Origin of the sequence: Lutibacter sp. B1, from assembly GCF_012524075.1 — a bacterium.
Classification (GTDB): domain Bacteria; phylum Bacteroidota; class Bacteroidia; order Flavobacteriales; family Flavobacteriaceae; genus Lutibacter.
Genome location: NZ_JAAZUI010000034.1, coordinates 1 through 11014 on the forward strand (window position 1 = coordinate 1; position 11014 = coordinate 11014).

Below are 11014 nucleotides of genomic sequence, written 5' to 3' on the forward strand. Positions count from 1 at the left end.
TCCAAATATTAAATACAAATCCTATCGGAAAAATAATGTAAATTTACCTGAGCTTACTATTTAAAATCAAAAATCGATTTATAAAAAAACAACCGAAAAAAAGTCAACCTATTTCAGTATAATACAAAAGCCAACGCTCGGCAGGCACATTTGGTTTTTTTCCATCGCAACACCCACCACATAAAAAACCAAAAGAGCCTGCCCCACCAACTCACCTGAATAGAACGAGCTGGTACTAACACCAAAACAAAACCAACTAAAACATTACGACTGACTTCTTCTCTTTTGGGATTTATTTACAGCCAATTAACACTTCTTAACACTAAATAACACTCGTTAACTGTTTTTTGATTTTTATATGCTTTGCTTTGGAGCATTATTAATCACAAATACTTTAAGCCTATGAAAAAATTAGTTTTTCTTTCAATGTTCGGACTAATGTCCGTTGGGGCGTTTGCCTCAAATGGGGAAGAAGCCCCAAAGCTTCCTGAAGCCAAAGTGGAAACCATCGAAAACAGTGTAGAAACTGTAGAAGCCAAAACAGAAGACAATGCTGTAAGGGCTGAAATTACAGTAAACTGTGAAGATGGCTCTTCTTACATTGTAAGCTGCGACACTTGCACCACTTCTCAGCTTATAGGAATCGCAATAGCTTTGTGTAGCTAAAACCACATACCAGTCTCGGCAAAGCCGAGACGGGTTTTTATTCAATTAAAAACAATTACGATACAATGAGATTTTTGATAATTTTCTACTTTTTAGCTTCAATTTCAGTTTGTAATGCCCAAAGTCAGGGCATTGTTTATTATGGGCATATAGAAAGCCCCGGAAAAAGCGGTCCGGCAGGGCTTGACTTTAACGCATATTTAGCTTTCGACAAAGAAGCATCTTACTACGTAACGGCCAAAGACTCACTTGAAAACCAATCTGAATTGGAAAAACAACAAACCAAAGAAGTAAATGGGAAAACCCAAATCTATCTGGGCAAACACACTTTACCGCAAGGCAAACAAGTGTACTACAATAGACAAAAAGACAGCCTTTGGTGGAATAAAAAATATAAGGAACCCGTTTACGGTCGCGAAAAAAGAGAAAAAATAAACTGGAAACTGGAATCAGAAACAAAAACCTTTGGCGGGCTTACCTGTCATAAAGCCACAGGAGTTTTCAGGGGGAAAACTTACACGGCTTGGTACACAAAAAAAATACCCTTGCCCTACGGACCGTGGAAACTTCAAGGACTTCCGGGGCTAATTCTTGAAGCCTATGACGAGAAAAAGGAAATGTACCTTTACTTTAAATCGGTTGAATATCCTACGCAGCAAAATTTAATAGTGGGGCCAATTGTTAAACCCAAAGAAGACAGTAAATACAATTGGATTTCAATTGACGAATATAAAGAACTGCTTGAAAAAATAGTAGAAAAGAACAAAACCAAAGCCATATTGATTGCCAAACAAATGGGTGGCGATGTAACGGTAAATTCAGGTGGTATTGAAACACTTAGCGTAGAGTTGTTTAACTAATTTCAAACTATTTTAGATTGGTCAAAAACCTCATATAAAAATGGGGTTTCATTTTTTACAGATACTTTTATGAAATACATTCTGCCCCTTGTTTTTCTTTTTATATCGGTGGGCAATTATGCCCAAAATATTACTGTTTCGGGCTTAACAACCGATAACCAACTTCAACCTATTGAAAGTGTTGTTGTAATGGCTAAAAACCAAGAAAATGAAGTTTTGGGCTATAGCTACAGCAACGAAAAAGGGTTTTATAAAATAGAATTTGAATTGGGAAATATGCAATCGTTTTTGCTTGAAGTTTCAAGCTTGGGCTATGCTGTCATTGAAAGGAAAATAAACATTGATGACAAAACCACCACCTACAACATCAACTTTAAAATGGAAGAAAAGGCAGAATACCTGAGAGAAGTTGTTGTAGAAGCTCATCAAAAAATTAAAGTAAATGCCGACACAACTTTTATCAGGGTTTCTCAATACACCACCAAGACCGAGCAAACGGTTGAAGATGTGCTAAAACGCCTGCCCGGAATAGAAGTTTTGCCCGATGGCAGTATAAAAGCACACGGAAAACCCATTGAAAACCTTTTGGTTGAAGGTGAAAACATATTGGACAAAAATTATAAAATCCTTTCCAAAAATTTGGATGCAAGAACGTTGGAAGAAGTTCAAATTTTGGACAACTATGAAGAAAATCCCATTTTCAAAAGTCTTTCCAATTCAGAAAAAGTAGCCATAAACCTAAAGTTGAAAAGCGATTTTAAAAACATTTGGTTCGGAAATGTTTCAGCGGGATACGGCCTTGAAAACCGTTATCAATCGGCATTAACTTTGGGCTTGTTGAAAAAGCGGATAAAGTTACTGGAATTCAGCAACATCAACAACACGGGCAACAAGGCGAGCAACTTGTTACAAAACGAAAATATTGTGATTGATTTATCTCAAATGTTTCAAAAAATAGAGAAAAAACCTTTTTCAATTTTTTCGATAGACGAACAAGAAGAAAACGTTTTCAATTCCCGAAGCATTTTTAATACATCAATGCTTCATTCACTTGGGCTGTCGTCAAAAGTAAACGACAAATTGGCTGTTAGGGGTTCTGCAAGCTTCATTTCAGATAAAACAGAGCAAGATTATCAAGCCATAACCCAGTACAACACGGGTAACAATAACACGACTTTTTCAGAAATAAGCAATTACGAAAACAAGAACAGGATTGGCTCTACAGAGTTAGAATTAAAATATGCGCCCAATACTAAAAACTATATCGTAAATACAGCAACTTACAACCGAAATCCGCATAACACAATCAATGGCATAATGTTGGGCAACGTGGCTGTTTCACAAGAAAACGATGTTTTTTCAGAAACGTTTTATAACCATTTAGAACATACCCACCTTTTAACGAACAACACCGCATTGTACAATTACCTGTATGTTGGATATGGCGTTTCGCAAGAAAATGCCGAAATATCACACCCTTTGTTGAATGATTTGTTGGAAACGGATAACGTAGAACCGTTTTTTCAGGATGTCAATAACAAATTCAATTATTACGGTCTGCAAAGCACAATGCTGACCAAACGCAACAAATGGGAAAACCAGTTAAAGTTTCACGCCCATTTTGAAAATGAAAATGCATCGAGCCGGCTTTTTACCGAAACTGAAAACAGCCTTGACGGCTATATGAACAATTTGAAAATCGACAACAATTTTCTCTCGGTTTCCGAAGCGTTAAAGTTTAAACTGAAACAGAACAACTATGTAAAAGGAAGCCTTTCGTTCACACAAAATTGGTTTAACAACGATGATTATTTACTGAAAAACGCTTCGTTTACGTTTAGGCAAAAGCTAAAAAATATTGGGGTGATTAGATTAAGCTATAACTATAAAGAAGATTTGCCCAAAGCGCAAATGCTCTTATCTGATTTTGCTTTAAACTCATACCAAGATTTTGTAAGTGGCACAAATAAAATAACAAAGCTAAAAAACTCTATTTTCTCGTTTAATTACAGCTTGTACAACGATGTTAAAGGGTTTTCAATAAACAGCTCTTTGCTTCACACCATTGCCCATTCGGGCTATGCCCCAAATGCTTACACTAACAGTAATTTTATTTTTAACGGTTTAATGCCATACGCAGGTGGTGAAAACACGTTGGCAAATGCAAGCTTGACCAACTATTTCAGCAAGTTGAAAATAGCCACCAAATGGGAAACCGACCAAAGTTTTATTCAGTCGCCCTTTTCGGTTAATGAATCTGAAGTTACCAATCTTAAAAACTACTCGGGTAACTATGCTTTTTCCGCAAGTTCGTACTTCAAAAAATGGTTTAATTTTTCTGGTGGCGTTTCGTATCGTTTTTCATCTTCAAAAGTGGAGGGAAATTTAAATTCTTTTGAAACCAAAAAGGCTTTCCTGGGCTTTAATTTCAAAATTTCGGAATCGTTAAAAGCAACCGTAAATAACGAATATTACATTCTGAACAACGAAAATTATGCTTTTTTAAATGCAACCATTAACTACGAACCGAAGAAAAGCAGATGGTCTGGAACGCTTTATTTCAATAACCTTTTAAATGAAGAAGAATACCTTGTTCAGCAAATCAATTCTTTTACATCTTATGAGAAGCGCATAAGGCTAATGCCTGCTTATGTGCTTTTTAACATAAAATACAGGTTCTAACTTTCATACAACCAGTTTATAACCTACGCCCCTTACATTCAATATTTTAATAGATGTATCCTTTGACAATCGTTTTCTGAGTTTGCTGATGAACACGTCCATACTTCTGGCCGAGTAAAAATCGTTGTTGCCCCACAATTGAGCCAAAACCACATTTCTGTTTATCGTGTCGTTTTTATGCTGGGCTAAATGCAACAACAGCTGACTTTCCCTACTGGTAAGGATTTCTTTTTTTTCCTCCTTGTATTGAAGGGTTTGGTTTTTTGGGCTAAACTTGTAATGACCAATTAGAATATCGTTGTTTTTATTGGATGTATTCCGATTGTTCAACAGGTTTTTGATGCGCACAATAAGCTCTTCAATGCTAAAAGGTTTTTTCAAGTAATCGTTGCCACCGGTATTAAAGCCCGTAACCACATCGTGCGGTTGCGATTTTGCGGTAAGGAAAATGATGGGCGTTTCATCATCGTTTTTCCTGATTTGTTCAGCCAAGGTAAACCCGTCTTTTTTGGGCATCATAACATCAAGTACCAATATATCGGGGCGGTTGGTTTGGTACAATTGATAAGCTTCTTCACCATCGTGGCAAAGCTGTACGGCAAAATCACGGGTTTCAAGGCTCTCTTTCAAGATTTGCCCAAGAGCGGTTTCGTCTTCTGCCAACAATATGGATGTTTTTTTATTCATTAGGTATTGAAATGGTAAACGTTGTGGCATTGTTTTTTAAAGATACTTTGGCGGTGCCGAGATGTTTTTCGGTTATTTTCTTTACGTGGTACAAACCAATACCCGAACCTCTTACGTCGTGGATATTGCCCTGTGGTACACGGTAAAATTTATCAAAAACCTTCGTTGCCTGTTCTTTCTTTAGGCTGTTTCCGTTGTCGGTTACAGAAATAGAAAGTCCTTCTCTGTTTTCAACCAAAATTTCTATTTGGTTTCCACCATATTTTATGGCATTATCCAACAAAGCACCAAAAGCATTCCCCAAATGAAACGGGTCAATAAAAGCTTCATTTTCAGAATTATCAGAAAAATGAAGGGTGATGTTTTTTCCAGCGGAATTTAACTTATAATTTTCAACAATGGCAGTTGCCCATTCTTTTACATCGATAGTTTGCCTGTTGAGCGTCCAGTTATTGGTGTCCAAAAGAGCGGTGTCCATAAGCTTATCGACCATTTTGCCAAGTTTTTCCAATTGTTGGTTGGAATAATCCAAATATCTATTGGTTTTTTCGGTGTCATTGCTTGCATTGAAATTTCTGATACTTTCCAGTGCTGCCCCAATGGTAGAAATAGGCGTTTTAAACTCGTGGGTGATGTTGCTTATCAAATCGTTTTTTATTTCTGAAAGCTGTTTTTGTTGTTTCATTACCCAAAGCATATAAAACAACGCAAACAGGATAGCGACCGTTAATAAAAATGATAGAAAAATACTCAACAAGCTCTTTTTAAGTATGATTTTTACCGCATTGGGAAATTCTATTTCAATGCTCTCGCCTGTTTTTAAGTAAGTGGATTTTCCTTTTGCCGAAAAGTGTTTTAAAAATGAAGTTCCTTTGTGCGCTGTTGCAAAAATCGAGTCCTTTTTGTAATAATTAAGCGTGTAGGGAATGGCATACTCTTTTCTGTTCAGTTCGCTATCTATAAGTGTTTTCAGTCTTTTAAAATTGATGGAATCTTTGTTTATGGAAATATTTATGGTTTTTGAATTCTCATATATTGAATTCTCATCTTGTCTTTCCTCGTCCGTCAAAATCGAAATGTTTTTAGGGATACTCTTTTCAGAAATTATATTTGTAATCTTTTTCTTTTTGGACAAGTTCGATTCTTTTTCAAGAGAATCTGCGGGAACAATTATGGTAATGTTTTTTTGTTTGGCAACCTCTATGAAATAATTATCTAGCGCCACATCCAACGCCTGTTGTATTTCACTTTTGAATTTTGAGCTGTTTTTCTGGTATTCTGTGTAACTCCAATACAATTGCATTGTTATTGTGATAACAATAACAATGGCCAATAAATAAGGAATTCTGCGATAGAGTTTTTCCATAAATCTGTCAAAGATAGTGAATTGCTGATTATGGCAAAATGTACCTGAACACGCTAACAAATAAACTATGGGAACAAATTACCGCAAGCACATTTGTTTTTCCTCAGCCCCATCACCCAACGCTAAAAAACAAAAGAGCTTGCTCACTTAGTGATTTTTAGGGAAATTACGATTGAAAAACCAAGCAGAACGCAAAAAACCCAGTGCCCAACAGCGGCTATAAAAAATAGCTGCTTCACTGCTAATTCAAACTTTTTATTATCTTTAAATCGTAAAGCTACTCGGAAAGGTTTGCATGTACTTGTACGCTACTTTTCATAGCCGCAAACCGTTGCCAGTAATTTAAAAAACACTCGAACTGAAATTGAAACCTATGAAAAAAATATTATTTACACTCACTGTTTGTCTGATTACCAATTTGACTTTTGGACAAAAAACCGAAAAAATAAATGGAGACACAAAATTTAGTTGTAGTCAAAAAAATGGACTGACTGAAACGAAAAGTGACTACGTTTTGACAGTAACTTACGACACTGAAAATCTGAAATTCAGTACTGCCGAAAAACAACAAATGACTATTTACTCGGTTGCGAAAAAAACGGAAAAATACGTAATTGGAAAAAACGCAGAGGAAAATTATTCATTTTACGATATAAAGAAAAAGCAATTTTACTACATCGACTATTATATGAACAGATATATGACAGCTGGTTATGGTTCTGGAAGTACAGAAATTAAACAAGCTGTTCTGAAAATGATGGAAATGCTAAAAAACGGAAAAAGTCAAAAAGACGTAATCCAATATTTAATTGAACAAACTAAATACGATTTTTAATGGAACAATCAAAATGTCCAGAATGTGGCGAAAACAGCCAATTCATTCCGCCAAATAAAACTGAAAAAAGAAAACTTATTGTCGATTTTAAGTGTCCAAACGGACATCAATTTCGGAGAGAATTCGACTTGAAATAACATTATGGCGAATAAAAACTACTGGCAACACCGTATAAATTCAATTGCGGCTGAATTTCCTACGGAAATTCATTGCAATTTTCTATCTTTCAGCTCAATCGGAAAATCGTACCGATTTTCCGCAACTGAAATTTATACACAAACGTTGGCATTCATTGACAGAACGTACTCAAACATTTGAAATATGAACAAAAAAACCAAAATTATAATTTTAAGATATTTAATTTCATTTAGTATTTTTCTAATTGTTTGGCTGATTTTAGATTTTTCTTTCAAAAATTTAGGAAATCCTTATAAAGGAATGATAAGTGCTGGAATTATGGCCATTTTATCACCAAGAATAAAAGAATATGAAACTCAATCAGGAAAACAAATGCAAGTCAAGTGGATTTTTTTAAAAAAACCTATTTCTATTTAGAACTGATTTTATAGATTGCTACTAGAATCATAATCTGAAATGAAAATAAAAACTAAAATGTTTACGGAATTTAGCAACTTGCGGAATTGCTTACTCAATCGGAATTAAAAAATATATAAAAATTGGGATATGAAAAACATCTTTATTTATTACCTGACAATTTTGACACCACTTGCAATTTTAATTTGGTTAAACAAAATCGGAGCAATAAATTCAACATATTTTGTTGGACTATTATTTTTCTATTTATTAATTTTCAGAACTTACATAGATGGAAAAAGACTGTCTGACAAGAATGTAATTCCTAAAAAAGATATTTGGAAAATGATAATTCCAGGAAAACATATTGAGTATTTTAAAGAACTGTAGGCTTCCCCAAAAATAGGACATTGATTAATTAGAAAATTCTAATTTTAAACATCAATTGTCATTATGAAGAAAAGTAGATTTACCGAGAGCCAGATCATCAAAGCTCTCAAAGAAAACGAGCAAGGAAGGTCAGTAGGCGATCTTTCCAGAGAGCTAGGTATAGATAAGAGTACGTTTTATTATTGGCGTAAGAAGTATGGCGGTATGGATCGTCAAGAGCTCAAGCGTCTTAAGGAGTTGGAAGAAGAAAACCGTAAACTCAAGCAGATGTATGCTGATGTGAGTTTGGATAATAAGATGCTTAAAGATATACTATCAAAAAAGTTTTAAGACCTTCCGACAAGAAAGATCGGGCAAAGTATCTAATCAAGCATTATGTCATACCGGTAGCAAGAGCCTGTAAAGTAGTTGGCCTTACACGCTCAATGTGGTATTACAAAAGCAAGAAAGACGATACGGAAGTAATAGATAAGCTATCAGAACTGGCTAAGCGCTATCCTACCAGGGGTTTTGATGAGTATTATCTTAAGATCCGTCGAGAAGGTCTAAAATGGAATAGAAAACGGGTTTTGCGTGTATATCGTGAGATGAAGTTGTCGCTTAGGCGTAAGCACAAGAAACGTATCATAAAACGCGTACAACAGCCATTAGGGACACCTAGAGTGCTTAATGTATGTTGGAGTATGGATTTTATGAGTGATATACTGACAGACGGTAGAAAGCTACGCGTATTGAATATTATGGATGATTGTAACCGAGAAGCGTTATCTATAACTGCAGGCTTATCGTATCCAGCTAGAGCGCTCGTAGAAACACTAGAGAACTTAAAACAAGAAATAGGAACACCTAAGTATGTAAGATGTGATAACGGACCCGAATTTATCTCAAAAACCTTTGTAAACTGGTGTGAAAAGAACTTTATAGAGGTTAAATACATACAGCCAGGAAAACCTATGCAAAACGGATACATAGAACGATTTAATCGCTTTTATAGAGAAGATGTCCTTGATGCTTACTACTTCAATGATGTATATCAACTACAAAAGCTAAGCGACCATTGGAGAGATGAATACAATTACAATCATCCACACAAATCATTAGGAAACAAAAGTCCTATAGAATACAGATCAAGATTTGATGAAGAAGTTAACTTCTTCATCAAAGAACAACTAAATAAAAACTATTTGTCTAATTTTATGGTGTCCTAAAAAAGGGAAGCCTACAGAACTATATCTGAAATAATTAATAACTGAAATATATCGGAATAAAAAACAACGAAATGCCAACACCGTGTATAACTCATTGCTAATACACGCCTACTTACGAAAATCCTCGCGGATTTTCTATTCGGTTTGTATTTGCTAAATTAGTTGCTGAAACACGCAACGAAATCATACACAAACACGTTGGCAATAATTATGACCAAATTTAGAAACTTATTGATTTTAATAATGTTGTTTACTTTCAACGAACTGATTTCTCAAGAAATAATCGGAATGAAAGAAGTCTACATTGATAATAATTTGGTTTATAAGAACGAAACTGATGAACTCTTTACTGGAATTGCTCAAAGCAAACGAAAAAACGGACATTTAGTTTATGAAGAGGAATATAAAAATGGAATTATTCTGTCGAGCAATTTATATTATAATGGACAAGAAACAAGAGTATCCAATAAGACCATTTACAATTCCGAAAAACCATTAGTTCTTTCAAAAGAAATTAAATACAATTTGAATGGCGAAATCTTTGAAACAACAACTTACAATGATGATGGAATAAAAATTCTTGTGGAACAATTTAAAAACGAAAAACTGACTTATAGCTGTCAATATTTTGGAAAAAAGAAAAACGGACTTGAATTGGGATATGCAGAAGACGGAGAGAAATTGAAATATCGTTGTGAATTTATAAATGGAAAGAAAAACGGAATCGAATATTGCCTGAAAGATGATGGAACCGAAACAAAAAAAGAATATAAAAACGGAAAGAAAATAAAATAACTATTGCCAACAATGTATAACCGCAATTACGGCGGATTCGACTACGTCCGAATCCACTCGGAATTGCTAACGTCAGTGCTAAACCGAAAATTAACGCATATTAACCCGTAACTGACGGTTATACGAGACCGTTGGCACAAATACGATGACAAAATTTGAGTTCATAAAATACTGGAATGAGAATTATCCAAATTCACTACCTATAGAAAATGAATTAGTCGGAAAATATGAAAATCGATGGTTTCGAATTCATAGTTTACCGGATTCCAAAAGATATGCAGAAAATGAATATGAATATAATCAGATTTTAGAAAGGCAAAACAAACTAATTACTGACATATTTGGAAATAATACTGATTTTCAAATTCTTATTGGATTATATCAAAATGACACAATGAATGAGAATTATGAATTCTTAGATTATTTGAACACTTTTATAAAAATTATGAATATCGATTTACATAAAGAAAAACCAGACATTTATGAGGATGAAATGTCATATGAAATATACGTGAAACAAGAGAAATGGAATATTAATGACTATAATGAGATTCTAAAAAAGATTGCAGATGACGAAATTAGAGCAATTTTTATTAATCCTCAACAGAATTCTCTGATTATTCCATATGATGGAGGAGTTGATGTTATCTTAAAAAACACAGAAGAAAGAGATAGATTTAAATCAAAATATGCTGATTGGATTTCAAAACGAGAAGACGGTTTATAACAAAATAATAAAGTACTATGTGCCAACAATGCACATAAAAAATTGCTAAATTCACTAAAATAAAATGTTTCTAAAACAAAATAATATTAAATTTAATCCTTGGAAAATTGCGATTTCAAAACCGCAACTTTTCATGTCCTAAACCGTTACCCATTATTAAAACGAAACTCACAACAAAAATTCAAAATGAGAAAATATCTGCTTCTAATTACCTTGTTTTCAATCTCAATTAACAATCTATTTTCACAAAAAGTAATTGAAATG

At 34.3% G+C, this 11014-nt stretch carries 13 protein-coding genes; 11 read left to right on the forward strand and 2 right to left on the reverse strand.

Features of this window, described 5'->3' with window-relative positions:
• Nucleotides 1-438: 438 nt before the first annotated feature.
• The 3 genes from HGB55_RS14030 to HGB55_RS14040 all read left to right on the forward strand — a co-directional run bounded on the left by HGB55_RS14030 (nucleotide 439) and on the right by HGB55_RS14040 (nucleotide 4208).
• On the forward strand, nucleotides 439-666 hold the full coding sequence (locus HGB55_RS14030) for a hypothetical protein (RefSeq protein WP_168817558.1): 228 nt from the start codon (nucleotides 439-441) through the stop codon (nucleotides 664-666).
• Nucleotides 667-731: 65 nt separating this feature from the next.
• Nucleotides 732-1526 carry a GLPGLI family protein gene (locus HGB55_RS14035; protein ID WP_168817560.1) on the forward strand — a complete coding sequence of 265 codons (795 nt, stop codon included), beginning with the start codon at nucleotides 732-734 and terminating at the stop codon, nucleotides 1524-1526.
• A gap of 69 nt (nucleotides 1527-1595) precedes the next feature.
• Nucleotides 1596-4208, forward strand: a complete 2613-nt coding sequence (locus tag HGB55_RS14040) for a carboxypeptidase-like regulatory domain-containing protein (RefSeq protein WP_168817562.1) — start codon at nucleotides 1596-1598, stop codon at nucleotides 4206-4208.
• Nucleotides 4209-4211: 3 nt separating this feature from the next.
• Here HGB55_RS14040 and HGB55_RS14045 read toward each other — a convergent pair whose 3' ends face one another.
• Together HGB55_RS14045 and HGB55_RS14050 are read right to left on the reverse strand one after the other, a co-directional pair.
• The gene (locus HGB55_RS14045) at nucleotides 4212-4871 is read right to left on the reverse strand and encodes a response regulator transcription factor (RefSeq protein WP_371807826.1); all 660 of its coding nucleotides are present in this window, start codon (nucleotides 4869-4871) and stop codon (nucleotides 4212-4214) included.
• A gap of 16 nt (nucleotides 4872-4887) precedes the next feature.
• On the reverse strand, nucleotides 4888-6261 hold the full coding sequence (locus HGB55_RS14050; RefSeq protein ID WP_168817566.1) for a sensor histidine kinase KdpD: 1374 nt from the start codon (nucleotides 6259-6261) through the stop codon (nucleotides 4888-4890).
• A gap of 373 nt (nucleotides 6262-6634) precedes the next feature.
• Here HGB55_RS14050 and HGB55_RS14055 point away from each other — a divergent pair, with 373 nt between their 5' ends.
• The 8 genes from HGB55_RS14055 to HGB55_RS14085 all read left to right on the forward strand — a co-directional run bounded on the left by HGB55_RS14055 (nucleotide 6635) and on the right by HGB55_RS14085 (nucleotide 10750).
• Complete coding sequence (locus HGB55_RS14055; RefSeq protein ID WP_168817568.1) at nucleotides 6635-7096, forward strand: hypothetical protein; 462 nt, start codon at nucleotides 6635-6637, stop codon at nucleotides 7094-7096.
• Complete coding sequence (locus HGB55_RS14060) at nucleotides 7096-7233, forward strand: hypothetical protein (protein ID WP_168817570.1); 138 nt, start codon at nucleotides 7096-7098, stop codon at nucleotides 7231-7233. The genes HGB55_RS14055 and HGB55_RS14060 overlap by 1 nt, the downstream gene beginning before the upstream one ends.
• Nucleotides 7234-7417: 184 nt before the next feature.
• Nucleotides 7418-7651, forward strand: a complete 234-nt coding sequence (locus HGB55_RS14065; protein ID WP_168817572.1) for a hypothetical protein — start codon at nucleotides 7418-7420, stop codon at nucleotides 7649-7651.
• 129 nt (nucleotides 7652-7780) lie between these two features.
• Entirely contained in the window at nucleotides 7781-8020 is a 240-nt protein-coding gene (locus HGB55_RS14070) for a hypothetical protein (protein ID WP_168817574.1), read from the forward strand.
• A 63-nt stretch (nucleotides 8021-8083) separates the two neighbouring features.
• On the forward strand, nucleotides 8084-8350 hold the full coding sequence (locus HGB55_RS15450) for a transposase (protein ID WP_211047403.1): 267 nt from the start codon (nucleotides 8084-8086) through the stop codon (nucleotides 8348-8350).
• 50 nt (nucleotides 8351-8400) lie between these two features.
• Nucleotides 8401-9228, forward strand: a complete 828-nt coding sequence (locus HGB55_RS14075) for an IS3 family transposase (RefSeq protein ID WP_371807827.1) — start codon at nucleotides 8401-8403, stop codon at nucleotides 9226-9228.
• 288 nt (nucleotides 9229-9516) lie between these two features.
• Nucleotides 9517-10023, forward strand: coding sequence for a hypothetical protein (locus HGB55_RS14080; protein WP_168817576.1), 507 nt, complete (start codon nucleotides 9517-9519; stop codon nucleotides 10021-10023).
• 145 nt (nucleotides 10024-10168) lie between these two features.
• Complete coding sequence (locus HGB55_RS14085) at nucleotides 10169-10750, forward strand: hypothetical protein (RefSeq protein ID WP_168817578.1); 582 nt, start codon at nucleotides 10169-10171, stop codon at nucleotides 10748-10750.
• The last annotated feature ends 264 nt before the right edge of the window (nucleotides 10751-11014 follow it).